We start from the raw sequence: 22210 nt of genomic DNA, 5'->3' as shown, positions 1-22210 counted from the left end.
TTTCGTTAAAAGTGCCCTCACTTAATTTACCAAACCGATATTTAGCAGTCTAAACACACAAGTAACCAAACAAGACACTTTCAAATTGACAAAAAACTACATTCACTACGTTCTAATTTTAGTATGCTTTTCATTCTCCTCCGTTCACGCCCAAGACTTTTTGGTAAAAGGTAAAATCGTGGATGCCGCTACGGGCTCTCCAATTGAGGCTGCCACTATTTATGCGGAAACATTAAGGGATAGTACTTTAATTACCTACACAATAACCAATTCAGAAGGAATCTTTGCCTTAGAGGGAAAAACGGCTTATAAAAAAGCGAGATTGGCATTTTCCAGCAATGGTTTTGCTCCTCAAACCCGAGAAGTGACATTGGAGCCTTTGATGGAGATCGGGACGATCAAAATGGAGGAGCGGGTACAGGAATTGGACGGTATTGATTTGGTGGGTGAGCGCGTACCGATTACAGTGAAGAAGGATACACTTGAATTTAATGCAGATTCGTTTAAAACCAGACCGGATGCCACCGTAGAGGATGTGCTGAAAAAGCTACCGGGTGTGGAAGTGGCCAGCGATGGGACCATTACGGTGAATGGAAAAGAGGTGAACCAAGTGCTTGTAAACGGTCAGGTGTTTTTTAGTACCGACCCCAAAGTGGCTACAAAATCTTTATCCAAGGATGTAATCAGTAAAATACAGATTACGGATACCAAGACCAAGGAACAGGAATTTATCGGTGAGTCTGGCAACGGAGAGACCAAAACAATCAACCTTACTTTAAAAGAGGATAAGAACAAAGGCTATATGGGCAGGTTGTCCGGTGGTTATGGCACGGATGATAGGTATCAGGCAAACGGCCTTCTCAATTATTTTAACGATACGGAACGCATAAGTGTTCTGGGCAGTAGCAATAACATAAACAATCCCGGTTTTTCGTTTGATGAAATCTATGAAATGGTAGGTAATTCAAGAGGAGGGGGTGTCAATTTTAATAGAAATGGTTCCTTTTCCATAGGAAACATGTCCTTCGGTTTTGGCGAAGGCATTGTTACTTCTTCTACCATAGGGGGGAGTTATGCCAATCAGGATAAAGGGAAATATAAAGTAGACGGAAACTATTTTTATGCCTATAGCGATTCATACAATGATGAGCGGACATCTAGGGAGAATATATTACCCGATGGAAGTTTTTTTACCGATACAGAGAGCAGTTTTGTGGGCGGGACCATATCTAACCAAGCTGCGGCCAATTTGGAGTTTGATGTGGACAAGACCACAAGGATAACCATACAACCTAATTTTAGTGTAAACAACACCAATTCGTCGAATCTAGAGAATACCGTTTCTACTGATGAAGATGGTAATTTGATCAACGATAATTCATCTTTACAGGTTACCGATGGTTTCCAGAGAAATTTTGGCAATAGGTTGGAGATTATGAAACGTTTGGATTCCTTGGGCAAATATGTCCGTGTCTATTTTAACAATGATAATCGGGTGAGCGATTCCGAAACCTTGCTCAATTCAGAAAGAAATATTTATGGGGACGACCCGAGCCAAGTACTTTTGGACCAAAGAACTTTGGTGGATAACTCCAATGATAATTATGAGTTGGGAGGTTCCTACAGACAGCCGCTTAACAAAGAACTGTATTTGGATTTTAGATATAGTTATGAGAAAAACGAGCAGCAGAACCAAAGAACGGTCTCAGATTTTGATGAGCTCACAGGTCAATATGTTTACAACATGGACCTAAGTTCCGATTTTGATTTTAATGTCAACAAACACGTACCGGAGGTCGGAATAGGTTCCAATGGTAAAAAGTTGAGGTTTAACCTTAGGGCACGTTTGGAGAGCAATAGGTTGCAAAACGAGGACTTTATACAGGGAACATCGTTCTCCAAGGACTATAGCAACTTGCTTTTAAGTTCTTACGCCAATTACGATTTGGGAAATAACAAACGGATGAGTTTTAACTATCGTTCCCAATTGCAGGTACCATCCATAAATCAAATGCAACCTGTGCCCAATGTGAGCAATCCGTTGAACATTATTCAAGGTAACCCCAACTTGGACCCGCAAATTAATCATAACTTTTATTTGAATTTCAATAACTACAATTGGAGAGAGAGAACCGGAATTTTCTTTTGGGCCAATTTGGGAATAGATGAGGATAGGATAGTATCGAGCACCACAACGGATGAAGACTTCATCAGGACGACGACTTACCAAAATGTAAAAGGCAATTATAATGGTGCAATGGGAATCAATTACTCAAAACAGATTAAAAAGGATAGCCTCTATACTTTAAAATTTACCCTAAGGCCCAATGCGAGCATTAACAAGCAAGTAGGATTCACTAATGGGGCACAGTTGGAATCGAATTCTTTTGCGATAAGGCCCAGTGCGGGACTATTGTTCAACTATAAGGAAATGTTGGAAGTTGAACCCGAGTACACTTTGGCCGTAAATGCGACGCGATATAATTTGGACAATGTGGAAGACGTTGATTTTACGACCCACAATCTATCTTTTAAACTTACTTCTTATTGGCCGGAAAACTTGGTCTGGGGGAATGATATTACCTATAGTTACAATGGTAACCTTGGAGCTGGGTTTGATAAGGATGCGATTTTCTGGAACATGAGCCTGGGCGTACAAATGTTCAAAAAGAAGGCGACTTTAAAGGTGCTGGCCTATGATTTGCTCAATCAAAATATAAATACCAGAAGAACAACGGGACAGGATTTTATACAGGATTTTCAGGGCACGGCACTTAGAAGATATTTCATGGGCAGTTTGACCATAAAATTCGACTCATTTGGTGGCAGTGGGGCACCACAACAAAAAGGTGGAAGGTTTAGGAGGTTGTAAAATGGAAGTTGGGCTACCATCCTCCAGAGGCACCACCTCCGCCAAATCCGCCTCCTCCGAAGCCTCCACCAAAACCACCGCCGCTAAAACCTCCTCCGCTGCCAAATCCGCCGGAAGAGCCGGAACTACGGCCCATGTTGCTCAAGATGATCATATCCCAGATACTGGGGCCTCTACCTCCACGGCCATCATTGCCACCTCCGCCTTTATTCTTTCGGCTCCAAAGAATAATAACGATCACAAAAAATATGATTACAGGGAAAAGTGCATCAATTGGGAATTTTTTGACCCTACCAAAAGTGCGGTCCTCGGTAAACTCTCCCGTCAATACTTTAAAAATGGCGTCGGAACCTTTATCAAGGCCGCTGTAATAATCCCCTTTTTTAAATTCGGGGATGATCACTGTTTCGATAATGCGTCTGGAGAGTAAATCGGTAAGGCTGCCTTCTACACCATAACCGGTATTAATGGCAATTCTACGGTCGTCCCGAGCTAAAAGAATGAGTACTCCGTTGTCTTTGTCAGCCTGTCCAATGCCCCATTTTTGCCCCCATTGCGCACCTAAATAAGTTATGTCCTCTCCTTGGGTGGAGCTAATTATGGCCACTACAATTTGAGTGGAGGTACTATCGGAATATCGGATTAATTTTTGCTCAAGGGTATTACTTTGTGAAGGAGACAATAGGCCCACATAATCGTATACACTTGTTTCTTTCTGTGGTTTTTCAGGTATGGTAAATTGCCCCCAAGCCAGGGAAACCCATAAAAACAACAGTAAAAAACTAGCCTTTGGATATTGCATCGTTCAGTTCATTGGTGTCGTCGTGGTTCCATGGAAAATGTGACTGCAGTTCTTTCCCGGCCATAAGAATACCTTCGACGATTCCTTGTTTAAAATCTCTTTTTTTAAAATGGGAAGCGATTACATCCTTAGTGCTGTCCCAAAATCCTTTGGGAACGGCCCTGTCAATTCCCTCACCACCATAAATGACAAACTTTCTATCGTCAACGGCTACGTATAGCAAAACTCCGTTACCCTCTTTTGTGTTGTCCATCTTAAGGAAGTGGAACAGCTGTTGGGCCCTGCTAAAGTGGTCTATTTTTGAAGTGGACTCGATATGGACACGAATTTCACCCGAAGTATTTTTTTCGGCTTCAACAATGGCATTTACAATGTCCCTTTCTTCTTCAGCAGTTAAAAACTCTTCTACGTGCGACATGGTTTAGTCAAATTCGAAGTTTACATCGGGAGCGTTTTCAGAACCGGCATCAGATTTAAACAATGGCATGGAATCGAAATTTCCGATACTGGCAACAATATTGGTTGGAATTTGTTGGATTTTGATGTTGTACTCACCGGCCAGGTCGTTAAAACGGTTTCGTTCCACATTGATTCTGTTTTCGGTGCCTTCCAATTGTGATTGCAGTTCCAAAAAGTTTTGACTGGCCTTCAAATCGGGATAACGCTCAACGGTAACCAACAATCTGGATAAAGCTGAGGATAGACCCGTTTGTGCCTGTTGGAACTCAGCCAACTGTTCTGGTGTAATATTGTTTGCATCAATATTTGTGGATGTAGCTTTGGCTCTTGCCTCAATAACATCTGAAAGCGTCTCTCGCTCAAAATCGGCAGCGCCCTGGACCGTTTTGACCAAGTTGCCTATCAAATCGCTTCTACGTTGGTAGGAACTCTCCACATTGGCCCATTGTTTCGTGGCCTGTCCTTTCATGTTGATGAGGTTGTTATTGGTCCTTACATACCAACCCACAATGATTACCCCTAAAATCCCAAGGACAATAATGGCTATGATACCTTTTTTCATTTTTTATTGGTTAAAGTGTTTACAGTTGATCTTTTATCTTGAGAAGCTCTGCTTTTACTTTTTGAAGCTTCTGAATTACTTCAAAATTGGAAAGGGTCTTTTGTTTTTCTTCCTTCAAATGCGTTTTGGCACCTTCCAAAGTGAATCCTCGTTCCTTTACCAAATGATAGATCAATTGAAGGTTCTGGATATCCTGAGGCGTGAACTTGCGATTTCCCTTTGCATTTTTCTTAGGTTGCAATACATCAAACTCCTTCTCCCAAAAACGAATCAATGAGGTGTTCACCCCAAAGGCTTTGGCCACTTCGCCAATGCCGTAATATCGTTTTTCGGGCAGATCTATGTGCATTAATCCAGTGATTGGTTCTCTTGGTTGGCCAATCGGAGCATGTTGTCAAACTCTTCGGCAGATAAACTTCCATAGTAGAAGTTGATAGGGTTGATTCGCTCTCCGTCCTTGAACACTTCGTAGTGAACGTGTGGTGCCTGGGAACGTCCCGTACTGCCAACAAAGCCGATAAGGTCTCCCCTTTTCACCTTTTGGCCAACGGTAACATTGTATTTACTCATGTGCCCGTACAACGAAATGTACCCATACCCATGATCAATACGTACATGCTTTCCATAACCGGAAGATCTATTGTCGGCCCGAACCACTTTTCCGTCACCTGTGGCATATATGGGTGAACCTCTGGGAGCTGTAAAATCCATTCCCCAGTGCATTTTACGTGCCTTGGTAAATGGGTCGGAACGCCAACCGTAACCAGATGCCATCCGTGTTAAGTCTTCGTTGCTTACAGGTTGTATGGCCGGAATGGAAGCCAAAAGTTTTTCTTTTTCCTCAGCCAATTTGGCAATTTCGTCCAAGGATTTGGATTGGATCACCATCTCTTTTTGGATGATGTCCAAACGTTTGGTAGCATCGATAATTATTTCTGAATTATTGAAACCTTCAAGGTCTTTATATCTATTGATACCGCCAAAACCAGCTCTTCGTTGTTCCTCGGGTATCGGGTTCGCCTCAAAATATAAACGGTAGATATTGTTGTCCCTTTCCTCAATATTGGAAAGCACCTGCTCCATTTGGTCCATTTTCCTGTTAAGGATGTCGTATTGCAGTTCATAATTGCGAACCTCACGTTCAAGAGAAAGCTCTTTGGGGGTATTGACCCATCGCGTATTCAAAAGAATAATGAGTCCAAGGAAACCGAATAGGGCGGAACCCAGCAAGAACAAGAAAATATTCCTGTATCTTTTGGACTTCTTCGGCTCGATCTTTCTGTACGAAAGGGTATCCGGATCGTAATAGTACTTTACTTTAGACATGAATGGATTTTATCCTATTTTTGCTCACTCATTTTAATCAGAACAAACAAATATAAAAATTGTTTTGCTTAAACTGTTAAATTTAAGAAAACCCTAGGAATTCAATGACATCCCAAGAAGTTAGAAACCAGTTTTTAAACTTTTTCAAAGAAAAGAACCACAAGATAGTACCATCTGCGCCCATGGTGATGAAGGACGACCCAACCTTGATGTTCACCAATGCCGGTATGAACCAGTTCAAGGAGTACTTTTTGGGGAATTCCGTTCCTAAGAGCAAACGCCTTACCGATACCCAAAAATGTTTAAGGGTAAGCGGAAAGCACAACGATCTCGAAGAAGTGGGGAAGGATACCTACCACCACACCATGTTCGAGATGTTGGGAAACTGGAGCATTGGGGATTATTTTAAAAAAGAAGCTATTGCTTGGGCTTGGGAATTGCTCACTGAGGTCTATAAAATTGACAAGGACAGTCTTTACGTTTCTGTTTTTGAAGGAAGCGAAGATGATAATCTCCCGCTCGATCAAGAAGCATATGATCTGTGGAAGGCCATTGTTCCTGAGAACAGAATTATCAAAGGGAACAAAAAGGACAACTTTTGGGAGATGGGCGACCAAGGTCCCTGCGGCCCCTGCTCGGAAATCCATGTGGATATCCGCTCCAAAGAAGAAAAAGCTAAAGTTGATGGCGCTTCCTTGGTAAACCAGGACCATCCACAAGTGGTGGAAATCTGGAACTTGGTTTTTATGCAGTTCAACCGTAAGGCGAACGGCAGTTTGGAGCCACTTCCCGAAAAGCACATCGATACAGGCATGGGTTTTGAACGCCTTTGTATGGTGCTTCAAGGCAAGCAATCCAATTACGATACCGATGTGTTTACCCCACTCATTCGAGAAGTGGAAATCATCACAGGGAAAAAATATGGTAAGGATGAACAGACCGATATTGCCATTCGCGTAATTTCGGACCATGTTCGGGCTGTGGCATTTTCCATTGCTGACGGGCAATTGCCGAGCAATACTGGTGCCGGTTACGTAATCCGAAGGATTTTGCGCCGAGCCATTCGTTATGGATTTACCTTTTTGGATACCAACAAACCTTTTATTTACAGATTGGTGAAGGTGTTGAGCGAACAGATGGGCAAGGCATTTCCAGAATTGAAAGAGCAACACCAACTGATTGAAAACGTCATCAAAGAGGAAGAAAGCTCTTTTTTGGGCACTTTGGAGCAAGGTTTGGTGTTATTGGATTCCGTGATCAAATCATCAACAGATAAAACCATTGAAGGTGAAAAGGCTTTTGAACTATACGATACCTTCGGCTTTCCTATAGATTTGACTGCACTTATTTTGGAAGAGAAAGGCTATCAGCTGGACACAGAAGGCTTTGAAAAGGCATTGAAAGCACAAAAGGACCGTTCCCGGGCGGCGTCAGAAGTATCCAAGGACGATTGGCATATAGTGATGACCGACGCCGAGCAGGAATTTATCGGTTATGATAGTTTGCAAGCCAACGTAAAATTGGTCAAGTATCGTAAAGTCACCAGTAAAAAAGAGGGTGATCAGTATCAATTGGTGTTCAATTTGACCCCTTTCTACGCCGAAGGAGGTGGACAGGTAGGGGATAAGGGCTATCTGGAAGCTCCAAATGGCGATGTAACCTATATTGTAGACACCAAGAGAGAGAACAACGAGATTGTCCATTTTGCTAAATCGTTACCGAAAGAAGTTTCAGGAACCTTTAAGGCGGTAGTGGACGAAAAACAACGCAGAAGAACGGAGAGCAACCATACTGCTACGCACTTATTGCATCAGGCATTGCGGGAAATTTTGGGTACCCACGTAGAACAGAAAGGTTCCGCGGTACATTCCAAATATCTACGTTTTGACTTCTCTCACTTTTCCAAATTGACCACGGAAGAACTTCGGGAAGTGGAAAATTTCGTGAATGCTCGTATCGATGGACACCTTCCTTTGGAAGAAAGCCGGAATGTTCCTATGCAAGAGGCTATAGAGCAAGGTGCCATGGCGCTCTTCGGGGAAAAATATGGTGATACGGTACGGACCATCCGCTTTGGGCAATCCATTGAGCTTTGTGGAGGAACCCATGTAAAGAACACGGCTGATATTTGGCACTTTAAAATTGTTTCAGAAGGCGCTGTTGCCGCTGGAATCCGACGAATTGAAGCCATTACGTCTGATGCTGTTAAAGAATTTTACTTCAACAATAACCGAATGCTCTTCGAGATCAAGGATATATTGAAGAACTCCCAAGACCCGGTAAAATCCGTTGCTAGTCTACAGGAAGAGAATGCTGCCCTTAAAAAGCAGGTGGAGCAATTATTGAAGGACAAAGCCAAAGGACTCAAAAACGAGTTGATAGCCGAATTGCAAGATTTGGGGGGTGCCAAATTCTTGGCGAAAAAAGTGGATTTGGATGCAGGTGGCATTAAAGATCTTGCCTTTGAAATGGGCGGTCAGGTAGATAAGCTCTTCCTGTTGATGGCTTCTGAAAATGATGGTAAGGCTGTATTGTCTTGTTATATCTCCAAGGATTTGGTGGCTGAAAAGAATTTGAATGCCGGGACCATTGTCCGTGAACTGGGCAAATATATCCAAGGCGGTGGAGGTGGACAACCGTTCTTCGCCACAGCGGGGGGTAAAAATCCTGCGGGAATCCCCGAAGCCCTAGAGAAGGTGAGGGAATATTTGAAATAATTTTCTGAGAATTCCTTTGTCACATCGAGCGCAGTCGAGATGTGGTGTCATGTTGTTCTCGACTGCGCTCGAACTGACATTTTTAGCAAATCAAATGGAACTACAAACAAAGATACCTTTAACGCCCAGCGATAATCACATCGATTATCAAAGTAAGTTGGTGCTGTTAGGGTCTTGTTTTGTGGAAAATATAGGCGCAAAACTGGACTACTTTCAGTTTCAACGCTTGCAAAATCCCTTTGGGATATTGTTCCATCCGTTGACCATAGAGAATTTGGTGCAAAGGGCCTTTAAAGGGGAAAATTATCAGCAAGCGGAAATTTTTGAACAGGATGGGATTTGGCGTTGTTTTGATGCCCATTCCGATTTGCGTTCAGATAATCCAGAAGCCTTCTTGCATCTGCTTAATCAAAAGTTGAAGGAAACCAAGGAAAGTCTGGAGACAGCATCCCATATCATCATCACCTTGGGCACCGCTTGGGTGTACGAGCATAATTTATCAGGTAAAACGGTTGCCAATTGCCATAAGGTTCCGCAAAAGCAATTCACTAAAAAGTTATTGAGCGCAGCCGAAATTGAGTTGAGTCTTCAAAACATAATAAGCTTGATTCAAAGAGTGAATTCCAGTGCGCAAATCATATTTACGATTTCACCTGTTCGTCATATCAAAGATGGTTTTGTGGAGAATCAAAGGAGCAAGGCTCATTTAATAACTGCTGTTCACTCCGTTTTGTCATCTCGCGCGCAGTCGAGAGAACGGCACTACTTTCCATCCTATGAAATTATGATGGACGAGCTTCGTGATTACCGTTTTTATGGTACGGATATGGTGCACCCCAATCAGTTAGCAGTAGATTACATTTGGGGAAAATTTAAATCGGTCTGGATTTCTTCAAAATCAAATGCCGTGATGGATAAGGTGGACGCCGTTCAAAAAGGATTGTCGCACCGTCCGTTCAACCCCGATTCCGAAGGCCATCAAAAGTTCAAAACATCGCTCCGAGCAAAAATTACGTATCTTCAAGAAAGGTTTCCTTTTATGAAATTTGAATAAATGAAGAGAATATTAATAGGAGCGGTTATAGCGTTAGCCTCGGTTTTGATCTATAGATCCTGTGCCGATGACCGCGAACAAAAAACCATATTAGAAGAGAGTTCCATGCTCATTCAGCAGGAATTGAAGAATGTATCCAAATTGGTGGTTACCGAAGGGCATTTTGCAGAGGTGTACAATTACAAGGATTCTAAAGATCTGTTCGGTCCGTTGATCACTGCCCATAAAAAAGCACTGGTGGTAGTTAATGCCGATGTGACCATTGCCTATGACCTGTCGCGAATCAATTATGATGTGGACGAAGAGAACAAGATGCTGACCATTACCCAAATTCCAGAGCCCGAAATCAAGATCAGTCCCGATTTTGAATATTACGATGTAACGGCGGATTATTTGAATCAGTTCAACGCCAATGATTATAATGCCATTAAACGGAATGTGAATGCATCATTGATGAAGAAAATAGAGGCTTCCTCACTTAGATCTAACGCAGAAAATCGTTTGGTGAGCGAACTGTCGCGAATCTTGGTACTGACCAATACCATGGGTTGGACCCTGGTGTACAACAATACTCCGGTTGAAAATTCGGAACAGTTGAAAACTTTTTTGGATTAATCTGTCACATTTCTAGATTTGATGCGTCTATAAGATACATCAATCAATCAATACCATGTTTAAAAGAGTACTGCTAACCGCCCTTTTATCCACTTTTCTATTTTCCTGTCAACAAAAGCCCGAATCGGATATCAGTTATGAAATTTCTTCCGTAACGGTGGACAGCATCCCGCAACTTAAAATAAAAATGACATTGGCCGCCGATAAGGACGGGACCACAACCTTATCTTTTCCCGATGAAGCTTGGGGCGAGGAAGGCCTCTACAATTCGTTGGGCAAAATGCAATTGTTGAATGTGGAGGGAGCCGTGGAAAAGGACGCAGATAGCAGTCGTATTGTTCTGATGCATCCCAAAAATGTGAAAAAGCTGGTTTTTGAGTATCATCTAAAACAAGATTTCGATGGGGATATAACTACCAAGGAAATCTACCGTCCCATCATCAACAACGATTATTTCCATTTGTTTTCGCATAATATGTTCATGATTCCAGAGGATGCTTCGGATAGTGATGTTATGGATATTCTGCTTGATTGGACTTTCTTGCCGGAAGAATACACCGTCCACAACAGTTTTGGTAGCAAGGAAAAGGTGCAGTTGCTTAAAAGCCAAAACATTGGATTGTTCGGTAGTGCCATCTTTGTCGGAGGCGATTTTAGGGTATTCCATGGTGAGATAGCAGGGAATAAAATCAGTTTGGCCACAAGGGGCGAATGGATTCCATTTACGGACGAAGAAGTTTTTAAGGTTTTGGAAGAGACCCTCACGTACCAACGTAATTTTTGGAACGATCACTCACAGAAATATTTCACGGTAACCATGCAGCCATTCCCACAGGAGAACGGAAGCAGTTTTCAAGGAACCGGGCTTACCAACTCGTTTGCGACTTCAGTTTCGAACAATGATCACACGGATATAGGTCAAATGGTATATCTCTTCAACCACGAATTGATGCACAATTGGATTGGGCACACCATCAAGAACGATAACGAAGAGGAACAATATTGGTTCAGCGAAGGGTTTACCGAATATTACACGTTCAAAAATATCGCAAAGAACAAGATCAATGGATTGGATGGCACTTTTTTTATAGAGGAACTGAACAGGACCATTCGGGATTTGTACGCATCATCCGTAGCAGAGGCACCAAATGTAGAGATCAATTACGATAATTTCTGGACCAACTATGAGTACTCCAAATTGCCGTACTGGCGTGGGGCTATTTTCGCTTTTTATCTAGATCAAAAAATACAACGGATCAGCAGTGGCTCAAAAAGTTTGGATGATGTGATGCATCAGATTTATACTGATGCCATTGAAAAGGATCAAAAAATGACCCATGATTATTTTATTGGGGTGATGGATACGTTTTGGGACAATGATTTTGAAACCGTTTTCCAAAAACATATCGAGGAAGGTCAAAAAGTAGATTTAGCGGCTCTGTTTGATGAACTCAAATTGGAATACAGCCCGGAAAGCGATATTTATGAACTTGGGTTTGAATTTACCGAGGACAGAAAGGGAATTGCCAACGTAGTCGAGGGTAGCCAAGCATGGCAAGCCGGTGTGCGCGAAGGCGACAAAGTGTTTTCTCGTAGCGTTTGGCAAGGACAAATTGATCATGAAGTAGAATTGGGCCTAGAACGTGATGGGGAAAAGTTGAATATTACTTTCTACCCAGTCACCAAAGCAGCAGTACCCCAGCTGAAGTCGACTCCCGAAAATGTTGAAAAACTAGGGTTTTAACTTACCAAGTTCGCATCGACCAATTGGAGGCCGTCATCAATTAAATGGCCTACTTTGGGATTGTCCCGTTTAATATGTTCCAAGTGGTCCAAAATCTCTTGTTGAAATTCCAGATTGTTGTCTTGCTTGGCCAATTCATACAATTCCACGGACAATAGCCAATCTTTCGGATGATACTTTTTTAATGCTTGGAATACTTTGTTTCTAGAAATGGTAGTGTTCTTTCCTTCCCTAAAATGACGTATTTGTTCGTAAAGAAGTTCAAGTTGTGCACGCGTTTCATCTTTTTTCGATTTGATGGTGCTTCCGGTTACTTTATGCGTAATCAGGTCAAAACTGTTAAGGTCAGCAGGGCCGTTGTAGGCCGAAACAATGTGTTGTCCCACAGCCATATGGTATAATCCCCATTCAGGTTGGAACAGCACTTGGTCGTTATGGGTAACCGTGCAATTCTCAAATGTGATCAGAATGATTTTTCCCATCAAATTCCTAGTTCCGGTGATGATGGTTCCTTCCACTTTAATGCCGCCTTCAAACTCAAGAACAATTTGCTCCCCTTCATAAATTTTATAGGCTTTGAGGTCACGAGGCCCCATATCTTCGATGGCGATGTTGATGCCTTTCAATTTACCGATAGGGGAACCGAAGCCATCCTTATGGTGGGCAATGCTATGCCCCACCAATTCTTTTTCGCGGTACGCCAGTGCGGTACCTCCTGTAGTCTGAATGTAAATGGGCTTGCCATCATTTTCAATGACATTGCTGAACTCTCCCGAGATTTGAAGTCCAGTGCTCAGTTCGATGGTTCCTAGCGCTTGGGACCCAATCAACTTTTTGATGCCGGATAACCCGCCTGTTCGAACGGCCATGGTATTGGCAAAATCTTCGAGGACTTGACTCAAAAAGGCAAAATCGGGGGTTACGAATAATTGGGGTTGGGGTTTGGTGATGTCAAACTCGGTACGCGCCGCTTCAATGGAGTAGGGAATCTTCTTCACCTTGTCCGTCATGCACCACGCACTTTCCCCAATGGAGGAAAGCAATCCCGCCCCATAAATTTTTGGGTTGTCCACAGTGCCTATCAAACCATATTCCACCGTCCACCAATGTAGATTTCGAATAAGTGCCATTTCACTGGGTTCGCCCATATTTTGCTGCAGATGCTCGATGTGTTTTTCCGCTTCCTCAATTTCATCTTGAGGGGTGCCATTTGCTTCTTTAATGATAGAAAGATGCCGCACCGCATTGTACAGTTCGTAATCCTTGGCGCTGGATATGGCCTTGCAACCAATCTCCCCAAACCTACGTAGGTATTCTGCATATTCTGGATTGGCTATGATAGGAGCATGTCCTGCTCCCTCATGAATAATGTCCGGTGCAGGTGTGTACTCAATATTTTCAAGCTGACGAATGTCCGAAGCAATCACCAAAACATTGTATGCTTGGAACTCCATAAAGGCAGAAGGCGGGATAAAACCATCTACGGCAACCGCAGCCCATCCAATTTCCTTTAGGATACGGTTCATGCCGTACATGTTCGGGATATGATCTATGGAAATCCCAGTCTTTTTTAATCCATCCACATACGATGTATGGGCTACTTGGCTGAGGTAATCCACATTTTTCCGCATCACATACCGCCAAACTGCTTGGTTTATGGCAGTGTACTCCTCATAATTCTGTGGTTTGATGAATTGCTTGAGGTGCTTTGGAAGTTTGTCCAGTATGGGATTGGATTCGTAGCTCATAGATTAATTTTTGTGCGAATTAAAGATACGAAATAGAGAATGGAAATTCTCTTAAGGAAAGTTAAGGGCAATAAAAAACCGCCCATTGGGCGGTCTGTATTTTAGTTGGAGGCCACCGTCATTTGTGGTGGATACTCCTCAAGGATCTGCGCAACAAATTCTTGGATGCGTTGTTCCTTTTTCTCAATATTCGAGGTATTGTTCAGTGTGCCTACACCACGACCTTGCCATACCAATTCCTTTTTGTTGGCATCGATAACGTCAATGTACAAAGAACCTTCGGTGCGGGTGCTCACATTGTTGCCGCCCCAGCCCCAGCCCCAACCGGGACCCCAGGCCCAAGGACTATAGAAACCGCCCCAGCCCCAGCCGTAGTTGTTGTATACATCGACACGTTCGCGTTCCTTGGTAAAAATGCTGATCAAAACATCTGGGTTGTCGGATTTCACAAATCCGCGGGAACCCAATTCAGCCTCGATCGCCCTCAAAATTCTTTTCTTGTCCAAATCCGAGATTTGGGCCTTGTCTATCCCTGTTTTATAAAAAGCATAGCTTTTGTAGGTATTGAAGTTGGCTTTTTGATCATAATCAGAGACAACCCTCACAGAGCTGCAAGAAGCCAATAAGCCAAAGGAGAAGGCAATGAGTGCTAAGTGTCGTAATCTTTTCATAGTACATTTTTTTTTAAATTCTTGAGATGTAATCAATTAAGCCACAAATATTATGCCGAAAAACTAATTTTGGGTGTTCGTTTTTGAATTATATCCATAGGGGCAATGTCGACAGCCACTCTCACAGCAATACCCGCGTTTAAGGAGGTATTTTTCGGTAAACACCCGGTACCCTTGTTCCGATAAGTAATAATCACCCTCTTCCAAGGGAATGCGTTCTTTCATGTAAGGCACTGATTTTGCTATCTAAATGTAAGGCTTTCAAAAGAAAAGGACGAAAGTTTTAACCTTTTCAATACAAGGTTATTCACCGAAAATGTTAATCTTATTTTCAATCGGGTCAAATTTTCGGGCTTTTTTGAAGTTATATTTGTTGTGAACCTATTGATAACGAGCAGGTGATATTAGTCTTTAAACATTTCTTCTATAAAAATTATGTGGGCCTATCCCTTTGGCCGTTCATATTCCTAAAGGAAGATTCCCTTAAGGCCGATGAGGTGCTCATCAACCATGAGCGCATCCACCTAAAACAACAGCGCGAACTGTTGATTTTACCGTTTTATATCCTATATATTTCTGAATGGCTTTTTCGAACAGTACTTTATCTGGATAGTTATCGTGCCTACCAGAACATCAGTTTTGAACGGGAGGCGTATGCGAATGAAAAGGATATGCAGTATCTTTCCAAACGGAGATTTTTTGGATTTTTGCAGTACCTGACCCGTTAATTATCTGGATTGAACATAACCAATGATCATATTGATATGCCCCTTCTGCGTGAAAAGGGCATCGACCTCTATTTAAAACGGGAGGACACCATTCATCCCCATATCTCTGGTAACAAATACCGAAAGCTCAAATACAATCTACGTGAAGCCAAAAAACAAGGAAAAGACACTTTGCTCACCTTTGGTGGGGCATATTCCAACCACATTGCGGCTACGGCCTACGCTGGACATAAACAAGGGTTAAAGACCATTGGCGTGATTCGCGGCGAGGAATTGAAAGGTAAATGGCAGGATAATCCTACCCTTAATCTGGCCCACGAGCATGGCATGCAATTCCATTTTGTGTCCCGAAGCGATTACCGGCTCAAAAACGAAGCAGCTTCTTTTGAACGGTTAACGGATACATTTGGGGATGTCTATATGTTGCCCGAAGGGGGCACGAATGCCTTGGCGGTAAAAGGTTGTTCCGAAATCTTGACGGAGGAGGATAAAAAGTTCGATTACATCTGCTGCGCTGCCGGAACAGGGGGCACCTTGGCAGGATTGATCAATGCCGCGCAACCGCATCAAACGGTTTTGGGGTTCCCTGCGTTAAAGGGTGATTTTTTAATCGAAGAGATTCGTACATTTGTTCATAACGACCGTTGGCGACCGGTAACCGACTATCATTTTGGAGGTTATGCCAAAGTGGACCAACAGTTGATAGATTTCATCAACCTCTTTAAAAGTAAAACAGGGATACCCCTGGACCCCATATACACGGGAAAAATGCTTTTTGGTATTTTTGACCTTGTAAAAAAGGGTGTGTATCCACCTGAAACCCGAATTTTGGCCATTCATACGGGTGGTCTGCAGGGAATTAAGGGGATGAACCAAATACTGAAAAAGAAAAATTTACCGTTATTGGACGTATGATCAGGCGAATAGGATATGTATTGATTGTGGCTCTTTTGCTCTCTAGCTGTGGTGCCAAAAAAAGAAGGTCGACTCAAAAAAAAGGTGCTCCCGTTGTGGTAAAGACGGAAAAACCGACGACTAAAACTACGAACGATCTTGATACCGAAGAGACCCTCGACCTTTTTCCCATGCCAGAGGATACCGGCCGCTTTGAACGCTTCCCCATCTCTGACACCGAGGATTATATTGACAATTTTGCCGAAATTGCCCAATACGAGATGCGTGCTTTTGGCATTCCTGCCAGTATCACGTTGGCGCAGGGCATTTTGGAAAGTGGCTCCGGTCGCGGGGAATTGACCCTAAAAACCAACAATCATTTTGGTATTAAATGCCATACAGGCTGGCAGGGCGAGTTCGATTTTCATGATGACGATGCCAAAGGGGAGTGTTTCAGAAAATACAACCACCCTATGTACTCATTCCGAGATCATAGTATATTTTTATCCACCCGCTCCCGCTATGCCTTTTTGTTCAATTATCGAAGAGATGATTATAAAAAATGGGCACACGGATTGAGACAGGCTGGCTACGCGACCGACCGAAAGTATCCAGAAAAATTGATTGCCATTATTGAACGCTACGACCTGCACGAGTACGATGAGGCCGTTGTAGAAACTGGTCTGTCCACGGTACGCCAACCCAAGCAGTACGATGTATTCACCCACACCGTGGAAAAAGGCGATACGCTCTATGCGATATCTAGGCGGTACGATATTTCGGTGGATGAGCTTCGTAGACTCAACAACTTGAACGATAATATTATTTCTATCGGACAGGTGCTGAATATTCGGGTTTCGCAATAAGGACTTGATTTTTGGAAGGTTTGATCTCTGGATGGTTGGATTATATTACGTCGTACTTCCTTCTTTGTATTTTTGTCTCGTACGGAACGCTTAATTGTCATCCCGAGCGAAGTCGAGGGGTGCTTAACTGGATTTTTGACACCATGTCGTTCTCGACTGCGCTCGAACTGACATAGGATTTGTGCCCTGAGCTGAGTCGGAAGGTGCAAGACAAAATCATTTCCCAAAAAGTTTTATCCTCATTACCTTTGCGTAGCGCAAGTCTAATCGGATTTGTTTTGTCACATCGAGCGCAGTCGAGATGTGATGATGCGGTTCTCGACTGCGCTCGAACTGACATAGGATTTGTGCCCTGAGCGGAGTCGAAGGGCGCTGAACAAAATATACTAAAATAGATTCCTGTGTCCGCACGGGAATGACACAACACAAATATGATCTACCAACGAAGTAGTGCCCTGTTCGCAGAGGCCAAAAAATACATTCCCGGAGGCGTAAACTCACCAGTACGAGCTTTTAAAGCCGTAGGGGGCGACCCTATTTTTATCAAGGAGGCCAAAGGGGCTTACCTGTACGATGAGGACGGCAACCAACTTATCGACTACATTGCTTCGTGGGGGCCGCTAATTTTGGGCCATGCGTATGAGCCGGTGATCAATGCGGTAATCGAAAAGGCCAAAAAAGGAACTTCCTTTGGAACGCCCACCGAAATTGAGACGGAACTTGCCAAACTGGCGGTGTCCATGGTGCCGAACATTGACAAAATCCGTTTTGTGAACAGTGGTACCGAAGCCTGTATGAGTGCAGTGCGCCTCGCTCGCGGGTACACGGGCAAGGACAAGATCATCAAATTTGCAGGTTGCTACCATGGCCACTCCGACTCCTTTTTGATACAAGCGGGAAGCGGTGCCGTAACTTTTGGTAGCCCCAATAGCCCTGGGGTAACGCAGGGCACGGCCAAGGACACCTTATTGGCCGATTACAATGATTTAGAAGGCGTAAAAGCCTTGGTGGAAGCCAATAAAGGCGAGATTGCCGCCATTATTTTGGAACCCGTAGCGGGAAACATGGGCTGTATTATCCCCAAGAATGAATTTATACAAGGATTGCGCGACATCTGTACTCAAGAAGGCATTTTGTTATTGTTTGATGAGGTAATGACCGGCTTTCGCCTCGGTAAAGGAGGCGCACAGGAAGCCTTGGGCATTGATGCCGATATTGTAATGTTCGGAAAAGTAATCGGGGGCGGATTGCCCGTTGGGGCGTTTGCGGCCCGAGCCGAGATCATGTCACATTTGGCGCCCGAAGGACCCGTGTACCAAGCAGGCACCTTAAGCGGAAACCCCTTGGCCATGAGTGCCGGACTGGCCATGCTCACCGCCCTGAACAACCAGCCTGAAATTTTTACCAGCTTGGCCGAAAAAACGGAGTATTTGCACAAGGGCATTGCCACGGTACTGACCAAAAAAGTCGTAACACACCAAATTAACCGCTACGGCAGTATGATCTCTGTACACTTTACGGACGAACCTGTGGTGGACTTTACCAGCTCGGCGAAAGGCAATAACGATACTTTTAAGAAATACTTCCATGGCATGTTGGAGAACGGTGTGTACTTACCGCCCTCTGCGTTTGAAAGTTACTTTTTAAACGATGCGCTTAGCTATGCTGATTTAGATAAGACGATTGAAGCAGTGGGGAAGGTGTTTTAATTAGGACTTTGTAGACATCAACAATTCCCGAACGTCCACATCCAGAATCTTTGCGATTTGTCGTAAAATAGGAATACTGGGCTGCTTTTTATTGTTGCAATAATTGGTGACCACTACGTAGCTTTTGTCTAATTGCTCCGCAAGCCACATTTGGCTTCTACCCTGTTGTTTTAATACCTCTTTGATTCTGTTCATAAGAAAAAACAATACAGGAACATATTACTTTGTAATATATATGTTTAATGTATTGTAATCTGTTTATTTAGAGTATAGCAAAATACAATACAAAAAAGTATTGTAAAATATTATAATATGATATATATTTATGTTGTATTATAATAATTTTATTGTGATTGACAAGTCCCAAATCATACATCTGATACAGCAAGATTTAAAACACAGCCAACTCACCGAAGCCTTACGAAATTTAGGTTTGGATGATGGTGGACTGTACACTTTGGATTTGATGTCGCTGGTTGCCCAATTAATGCAAGTGCCGTCAGAGCACATGGAAAACTTTGCCGAAATCTATGGTAGTTGCTTGGATAAAGCTGCCGAGTATCCAGTTACCTATTTGGGAGAACATCTTTTGCCTGTTGCTGAAGCATGTTATTTTAGGCTTATGGGTGGTAAAGATGATTGAAGTGGTGGGTAGTGTGCTTTGAAAACATCCAAATAGGGAAAGAGATTAACACTTTTAATTACCGCTAAACCTGGTTATCATTTTTTGATTTATTAATTCTTCAAAAGGACCTGATTTCGAGATTGAAGAATGGCTTGTTGTTGCAGAGTTAGTACCAAATTCCGAAATTGTTTCTTTTAATATATCAACCGAGGTATTAAAAAGTTCATCTGTAAAATTTGACAGATCCAATTCAGAAAGCTCTTTTTGATTTGGATGAGATTTTCCTGTCATCTCCGATACTGCAATTCTTGCCGTATGATATGTAAAAGTTCTAACTAAACTTTTTTCAGATTTTGTAAATTCCGAATTTTTGATTTTGGTTTCAACACTCCTCACCACTAAACAACAATTTAAATAAGATTGAAAATTTTGATTTGGTCGAAATATGGTTTCATAGCTGTCAGTGGTTTTAATTAAAGTTGTGGGTTTCGCTCTTGACTCACTAGGCTTTCTATTAAGAATCGCATGAATGGATTGCGCTGTAGATTGAATCGCAAATATCTTTGATATTGGTTTTCCTTGGTTTTTATAGAAGTTTTTTCTCCGATCATAATAATAACCTTTTTGTTCAAAGTAAAGTTCCAATTTTCTTTGAATGTCATCGGTAGCTCTTAACAATGCTGGATTTACTGGAGTTTGCCTATTGGTTGCAGAAATAATTTTATCTATGGTTTCTTTATCAGTGCTTTTTACAATTTTAACTAAAACAGATCTTGTATCGGAATCGTTTTTTTCATAATTTTTTCCAATTGTATAAGATGTCTGGAGACCGTTAACAATTTGTACACCATCAACCTGTAGTGTTTTGGCCATGGGACGTACATCCTGAGCAATTATTGTAATCCCATTGTTGAGCCACCAAAAATCTGTTTCATATTCATTAGACAAGGATTCATTAATTTTCTTATTAACATCTACTTCACCTTGATAATGGCGGACATTTTCTTCAAATATTGATTCTCTGATCACTCCTTCTTCATCCGTTATAAAATCATAATAATCAGGTAATTTAACAACACCAATAAACCCAATATTATTACCACCGTAATCAATAGTACTCGGTTGTTCTTTAAATTTAAGTTCAAGGTGAACTTCCGTTTTTTGGCTATGTAAAGCTAACAGTTCTTCTGCGCTATATAAATCAAAAGAAACGGAGGCCTGGTGTACCTTTTCAGTAGCCTGTTCAACAACTTTCTCTTTTTTGCTCCGAAAGCCGTCACTTTCGTTAATCTCATTTGAAATGCAGCCATAATAAAAATGAATATTTATTCGTGCACCTTTAACAATGGCTTTTTTCCATAGGGTTCTGACCCATGTGATTCTTTCAACCAATTGTTCATTAAATGTCTCACTCAGTTGTTCTTCAGTTAATTCTAGGTTCCATACAGAATCCATAGAAATGAAGAATTTATTTACTACTTCTTCCGAAAATCGATTGTTAAATTTTGATTGACCTATTGTAACTTTCAATGTAGAGTCTGAAGAAATATTGATGGACTCCAAATCCTCTTCTGAATTGACCACAAATTCATCAACAGCAATTAAAAAAGTATCAATACCACCATCACTACTTCCATCAACAACGGCGTTTAATAAATCCTCTGCACCAAGGTTGGATTTTTTATTCAATAGGTAGAGGGTATATAATTCAAAAGCATCAGAATCACTTAATGTAATCTCATTATCAACCTTAAATGCAGCTAGACACTCCGTAATCATCACAGTATTATTCATAATATATTACTTTTTTCTAATCGATATCTTGTTATTCGGACATAAAAGATTCTCAAAAACACCCAAAATAGTATGGAGCGGATGAATTTGATTATTATTTCCAACGCATAATAGGTTTATGTAAAGTATGGGAGAATTGATTTTGTTAGCAAATTACCTAATGTTTACAAAACAACATTGGGTGAGAACCTTAAAAAAACTAGGGGTTTTCTGCAATTTGCAATAAACAGTTGACAATTATCAATTTTTTGGGTTACGGGTTACGGGTTACGGGTTACGGGTTACGGGTTACGGGGGAATTGGTTTTCTACCTTTGGTTTGCTCTTCTCGTTTTTTTGAGGCTAGGTAGCCATATCATCACAATTTCAACAATAATCAAGGGCACAAAAGAGAAAATCCATTCATTAACCGTTCTTTCTACTTCTGCATTATCGATTGGGCCATATAAAAAATCCAATGGCAGTATTTGGTACAATCTAACAAAAACAAAAGCCAAGGCGAGGGTATAGCTTCGGGTCATAAATTGTTGGTGGGCGACTATATTTTTCCTGCGAATGGCTATCCAAGCGCACGCGGTGGTCAGTAGAAACAGAACCGATAGTAAAAACAAAGGGTAACGGCATCCAGCGCAATCGTTGATCAATGAAAGTCGTAAGGCTGAGATTCCGGCAATGAGCGAGCCAACAATGTATAGTTTGCCGGCCATCCGGTGATAGCGGATATATTTTTTACGAACGGACGGCCAAAACTGCACCGGCCCCAAAAAGAGAGAGAAGGTGGCTCCTACCATGTGGGCAACGAACCAAATTTGATTTGTGAACAGGGTAGTGCCAAATCGTTCGTTCCTATAACCATAAAAATAGGCAAAGACGTTATAGTAATAGAAATAAACGGAAATAGCTATAATGACTGTCCAGAAAATGAAGGTCAACATTCTTTTTGCTTTCATAGAACAACCGTTTAGTTGGATAGTAAGGTGAACGAACTAGCAATGTACCGACATCGTTATGTAAGGTATTATAGG

The 22210-nt window shown here is 42.1% G+C and carries 21 protein-coding genes; 10 read left to right on the top strand and 11 right to left on the bottom strand.

Translation table 11 applies throughout. From position 1 onward, the window contains the following. The first annotated feature begins 85 nt into the window (after positions 1–85). Positions 86–2872 carry an outer membrane beta-barrel protein gene (locus tag DCK90_RS14335; protein WP_199912696.1) on the top strand — a complete coding sequence of 929 codons (2787 nt, stop codon included), beginning with the start codon at positions 86–88 and terminating at the stop codon, positions 2870–2872. A gap of 13 nt (positions 2873–2885) precedes the next feature. Here the strand turns inward: DCK90_RS14335 and DCK90_RS14330 are convergent, their stop codons facing one another. The 5 genes from DCK90_RS14330 to DCK90_RS14310 are packed head-to-tail and all read right to left on the bottom strand — an operon-like array spanning position 2886 to position 6021. Then, a complete protein-coding gene (locus DCK90_RS14330) occupies positions 2886–3674 on the bottom strand; it encodes a TPM domain-containing protein (RefSeq protein ID WP_108246893.1) in 789 nt (262 codons plus the stop codon). Continuing rightward, the gene (locus DCK90_RS14325) at positions 3655–4092 is read right to left on the bottom strand and encodes a TPM domain-containing protein (protein ID WP_108246892.1); all 438 of its coding nucleotides are present in this window, start codon (positions 4090–4092) and stop codon (positions 3655–3657) included. Before DCK90_RS14325 ends, DCK90_RS14330 begins: the two co-directional genes overlap by 20 nt. A 3-nt stretch (positions 4093–4095) precedes the next feature. Then, complete coding sequence (locus DCK90_RS14320; protein WP_108246891.1) at positions 4096–4695, bottom strand: LemA family protein; 600 nt, start codon at positions 4693–4695, stop codon at positions 4096–4098. A 19-nt stretch (positions 4696–4714) separates the two neighbouring features. Next, the gene (locus DCK90_RS14315; RefSeq protein WP_108246890.1) at positions 4715–5044 is read right to left on the bottom strand and encodes a MerR family transcriptional regulator; all 330 of its coding nucleotides are present in this window, start codon (positions 5042–5044) and stop codon (positions 4715–4717) included. Further along, positions 5044–6021 (bottom strand): M23 family metallopeptidase, encoded by a 978-nt coding sequence (locus DCK90_RS14310; protein ID WP_108246889.1) that lies wholly within the window; start codon positions 6019–6021, stop codon positions 5044–5046. The genes DCK90_RS14315 and DCK90_RS14310 overlap by 1 nt, the downstream gene beginning before the upstream one ends. Before the next feature lie 104 nt (positions 6022–6125). Here DCK90_RS14310 and alaS point away from each other — a divergent pair, with 104 nt between their 5' ends. The 4 genes from alaS (at position 6126) to DCK90_RS14290 (ending at position 12151) form a co-directional block, all read left to right on the top strand. After that, positions 6126–8738 (top strand): alanine--tRNA ligase, encoded by a 2613-nt coding sequence (alaS, locus tag DCK90_RS14305; protein WP_108246888.1) that lies wholly within the window; start codon positions 6126–6128, stop codon positions 8736–8738. A 94-nt stretch (positions 8739–8832) separates the two neighbouring features. Continuing rightward, a complete protein-coding gene (locus tag DCK90_RS14300) occupies positions 8833–9792 on the top strand; it encodes a GSCFA domain-containing protein (RefSeq protein WP_108246969.1) in 960 nt (319 codons plus the stop codon). Continuing rightward, the gene (locus tag DCK90_RS14295; protein WP_108246887.1) at positions 9793–10407 is read left to right on the top strand and encodes a DUF4230 domain-containing protein; all 615 of its coding nucleotides are present in this window, start codon (positions 9793–9795) and stop codon (positions 10405–10407) included. 55 nt (positions 10408–10462) lie between these two features. Further along, complete coding sequence (locus tag DCK90_RS14290) at positions 10463–12151, top strand: M1 family aminopeptidase (protein ID WP_108246886.1); 1689 nt, start codon at positions 10463–10465, stop codon at positions 12149–12151. Here DCK90_RS14290 and DCK90_RS14285 read toward each other — a convergent pair. From DCK90_RS14285 to DCK90_RS17020, 3 genes are all read right to left on the bottom strand, one after another. Beyond that, positions 12148–13899 (bottom strand): aromatic amino acid hydroxylase, encoded by a 1752-nt coding sequence (locus DCK90_RS14285; RefSeq protein WP_108246885.1) that lies wholly within the window; start codon positions 13897–13899, stop codon positions 12148–12150. The genes DCK90_RS14290 and DCK90_RS14285 overlap by 4 nt on opposite strands. A gap of 101 nt (positions 13900–14000) precedes the next feature. Further along, entirely contained in the window at positions 14001–14570 is a 570-nt protein-coding gene (locus DCK90_RS14280) for a DUF4136 domain-containing protein (RefSeq protein WP_108246884.1), read from the bottom strand. A 63-nt stretch (positions 14571–14633) separates the two neighbouring features. Then, positions 14634–14795, bottom strand: a complete 162-nt coding sequence (locus DCK90_RS17020) for a DUF5522 domain-containing protein (protein WP_159075855.1) — start codon at positions 14793–14795, stop codon at positions 14634–14636. Positions 14796–14968: 173 nt separating this feature from the next. Here DCK90_RS17020 and DCK90_RS14275 point away from each other — a divergent pair, with 173 nt between their 5' ends. From DCK90_RS14275 to hemL, 4 genes are all read left to right on the top strand, one after another. Continuing rightward, a complete protein-coding gene (locus DCK90_RS14275; RefSeq protein WP_108246883.1) occupies positions 14969–15298 on the top strand; it encodes a hypothetical protein in 330 nt (109 codons plus the stop codon). 36 nt (positions 15299–15334) lie between these two features. Next, entirely contained in the window at positions 15335–16213 is an 879-nt protein-coding gene (locus DCK90_RS14270; protein WP_108246968.1) for a 1-aminocyclopropane-1-carboxylate deaminase/D-cysteine desulfhydrase, read from the top strand. Continuing rightward, entirely contained in the window at positions 16210–17058 is an 849-nt protein-coding gene (locus tag DCK90_RS14265; protein ID WP_108246882.1) for a glucosaminidase domain-containing protein, read from the top strand. The genes DCK90_RS14270 and DCK90_RS14265 overlap by 4 nt, the downstream gene beginning before the upstream one ends. 431 nt (positions 17059–17489) lie before the next feature. After that, complete coding sequence (gene hemL / locus DCK90_RS14260) at positions 17490–18767, top strand: glutamate-1-semialdehyde 2,1-aminomutase (protein WP_108246881.1); 1278 nt, start codon at positions 17490–17492, stop codon at positions 18765–18767. Here hemL and DCK90_RS14255 read toward each other — a convergent pair whose 3' ends face one another. Further along, on the bottom strand, positions 18768–18962 hold the full coding sequence (locus DCK90_RS14255) for a helix-turn-helix transcriptional regulator (protein ID WP_108246880.1): 195 nt from the start codon (positions 18960–18962) through the stop codon (positions 18768–18770). Positions 18963–19116: 154 nt separating this feature from the next. Between DCK90_RS14255 and DCK90_RS14250 the strand changes: the two genes are divergently transcribed. After that, positions 19117–19410: a hypothetical protein gene (locus tag DCK90_RS14250; protein WP_159075854.1), complete on the top strand. Its 294-nt coding sequence runs from the start codon at positions 19117–19119 to the stop codon at positions 19408–19410. A gap of 54 nt (positions 19411–19464) precedes the next feature. On the opposite strand, the gene DCK90_RS14245 is transcribed toward DCK90_RS14250, so the two are convergent. Together DCK90_RS14245 and DCK90_RS14240 are read right to left on the bottom strand one after the other, a co-directional pair. Then, positions 19465–21186: an AIPR family protein gene (locus tag DCK90_RS14245; RefSeq protein WP_108246878.1), complete on the bottom strand. Its 1722-nt coding sequence runs from the start codon at positions 21184–21186 to the stop codon at positions 19465–19467. Between the two features lie 307 nt (positions 21187–21493). Then, positions 21494–22135 carry a DUF2306 domain-containing protein gene (locus DCK90_RS14240; RefSeq protein ID WP_108246877.1) on the bottom strand — a complete coding sequence of 214 codons (642 nt, stop codon included), beginning with the start codon at positions 22133–22135 and terminating at the stop codon, positions 21494–21496. Positions 22136–22210: the final 75 nt, after the last annotated feature.

This window comes from Muricauda brasiliensis, assembly GCF_003057865.1.
Classification (GTDB): Bacteria; Bacteroidota; Bacteroidia; order Flavobacteriales; family Flavobacteriaceae; genus Flagellimonas; species Flagellimonas chongwuensis.
This window is presented reverse-complemented; position numbering and strand designations above follow the sequence as displayed.

Excerpts from the sequence above, each read along its gene's own strand:
- DCK90_RS14290 (WP_108246886.1), top strand. The coding sequence starts at position 10,463 with ATGTTTAAAAGAGTACTGCTAACCGCCCTTTTATCCACTTTTCTATTT.
- DCK90_RS14325 (WP_108246892.1), bottom strand. The coding sequence starts at position 4,092 with ATGTCGCACGTAGAAGAGTTTTTAACTGCTGAAGAAGAAAGGGACATT.
- DCK90_RS17020 (WP_159075855.1), bottom strand. The coding sequence starts at position 14,795 with ATGAAAGAACGCATTCCCTTGGAAGAGGGTGATTATTACTTATCGGAA.
- hemL (WP_108246881.1), top strand. The coding sequence starts at position 17,490 with ATGATCTACCAACGAAGTAGTGCCCTGTTCGCAGAGGCCAAAAAATAC.
- alaS (WP_108246888.1), top strand. The coding sequence starts at position 6,126 with ATGACATCCCAAGAAGTTAGAAACCAGTTTTTAAACTTTTTCAAAGAA.
- DCK90_RS14280 (WP_108246884.1), bottom strand. The coding sequence starts at position 14,570 with ATGAAAAGATTACGACACTTAGCACTCATTGCCTTCTCCTTTGGCTTA.
- DCK90_RS14320 (WP_108246891.1), bottom strand. The coding sequence starts at position 4,695 with ATGAAAAAAGGTATCATAGCCATTATTGTCCTTGGGATTTTAGGGGTA.
- DCK90_RS14300 (WP_108246969.1), top strand. The coding sequence starts at position 8,833 with ATGGAACTACAAACAAAGATACCTTTAACGCCCAGCGATAATCACATC.
- DCK90_RS14255 (WP_108246880.1), bottom strand. The coding sequence starts at position 18,962 with ATGAACAGAATCAAAGAGGTATTAAAACAACAGGGTAGAAGCCAAATG.
- DCK90_RS14240 (WP_108246877.1), bottom strand. The coding sequence starts at position 22,135 with ATGAAAGCAAAAAGAATGTTGACCTTCATTTTCTGGACAGTCATTATA.
- DCK90_RS14265 (WP_108246882.1), top strand. The coding sequence starts at position 16,210 with ATGATCAGGCGAATAGGATATGTATTGATTGTGGCTCTTTTGCTCTCT.
- DCK90_RS14270 (WP_108246968.1), top strand. The coding sequence starts at position 15,335 with ATGCCCCTTCTGCGTGAAAAGGGCATCGACCTCTATTTAAAACGGGAG.
- DCK90_RS14245 (WP_108246878.1), bottom strand. The coding sequence starts at position 21,186 with ATGAATAATACTGTGATGATTACGGAGTGTCTAGCTGCATTTAAGGTT.
- DCK90_RS14310 (WP_108246889.1), bottom strand. The coding sequence starts at position 6,021 with ATGTCTAAAGTAAAGTACTATTACGATCCGGATACCCTTTCGTACAGA.
- DCK90_RS14315 (WP_108246890.1), bottom strand. The coding sequence starts at position 5,044 with ATGCACATAGATCTGCCCGAAAAACGATATTACGGCATTGGCGAAGTG.
- DCK90_RS14285 (WP_108246885.1), bottom strand. The coding sequence starts at position 13,899 with ATGAGCTACGAATCCAATCCCATACTGGACAAACTTCCAAAGCACCTC.
- DCK90_RS14295 (WP_108246887.1), top strand. The coding sequence starts at position 9,793 with ATGAAGAGAATATTAATAGGAGCGGTTATAGCGTTAGCCTCGGTTTTG.
- DCK90_RS14330 (WP_108246893.1), bottom strand. The coding sequence starts at position 3,674 with ATGCAATATCCAAAGGCTAGTTTTTTACTGTTGTTTTTATGGGTTTCC.